This window comes from Clostridium aromativorans, assembly GCF_020908015.1.
In the GTDB taxonomy this organism is placed as follows: domain Bacteria; phylum Bacillota; class Clostridia; order Clostridiales; family Clostridiaceae; genus Clostridium_B; species Clostridium_B aromativorans.
This window is the reverse complement of sequence record NZ_JAJJPB010000069.1, coordinates 1-877: the sequence shown is the minus strand read 5'-3', so window position 1 is coordinate 877 and position 877 is coordinate 1. Positions and strand designations below refer to the sequence as shown.

Here is an 877-nt window from a genome sequence, read left to right as displayed (position 1 = left end):
ACTCTCTTTCCTTGTCTTGTTCGCTGCTGCCAATTTTCTATTACTCTGATTGGAAAATCGCCATTAACTTCCCCTGGCTGCGTCAAAAGCTTCACTTCAGTGCTCATTTACATAAGTAAACTCCGCCCTTCCTTCTGCTTTTTCCTTGCCATACTCGTTACTGCCAATTTTCTATTACTTAGTTATAAATCTTACCTTAAATGTTTTTTTAACTTCAATCTTAGTTATAACTTGCTTTACTACAAAGGTTATTTCTAACCTTAGCTCTAAAATTACCATTAGCTTCCTACAGCTGCGTCAAATGCCTCACTGCGGTGCTCATTTACACTAAGTAAACTCTGTTCCTCCTTTGGCCTTTTCCTTGCTGTACTCGCTGCTGCCAATTTTAGCTTTAAAATTGCCACTAACTTCGTATAAACATACTAGTTACTGCCAACTCTTTTATATTTACTGTGCAATTTTCAAAGAACAAATTTCTTTCAATTCGCAGTGCTCAATTCACAATTGATGTTCTCACTGTAAAACTAAAATAAAATTTAACTATCAATTGTGAAATGTTAATTAGGCATTTTACAATTGATTAATGGTGGGCTTAAATGGACTCGAACCATCGACCTCACGCTTATCAGGCGTGCGCTCTAACCAGCTGAGCTATAAGCCCTCAATGGTGGAGATAAAGAGATTCGAACTCTTGACCCTCTGCGTGCAAGGCAGATGCTCTCCCAGCTGAGCTATACCCCCAAAATTATAAAATTTTTGAGGATAATCCCTCAAAATCAAACAGAATAAACGGATACTTACATAAGACAAACCTTTTAAGAAAGCCTTTCTCAGGCTCCCTTTCGACTCCCTAGAAAGGAGGTGATCCAGCCGCAGG

The 877-nt window shown here is 38.7% G+C and carries 1 protein-coding gene and 2 tRNA genes; all 3 read right to left on the bottom strand.

Annotated features, from left to right (window positions below):
* Nucleotides 1-278: 278 nt before the first annotated feature.
* Nucleotides 279-404 (bottom strand): hypothetical protein, encoded by a 126-nt coding sequence (locus LN736_RS19070; protein WP_268253972.1) that lies wholly within the window; start codon nucleotides 402-404, stop codon nucleotides 279-281.
* A gap of 180 nt (nucleotides 405-584) precedes the next feature.
* Nucleotides 585-661: transfer RNA gene (locus LN736_RS18830), tRNA-Ile, on the bottom strand.
* A 4-nt stretch (nucleotides 662-665) separates the two neighbouring features.
* Nucleotides 666-741 (bottom strand) — tRNA-Ala (locus LN736_RS18825).
* Nucleotides 742-877 lie beyond the last annotated feature (136 nt).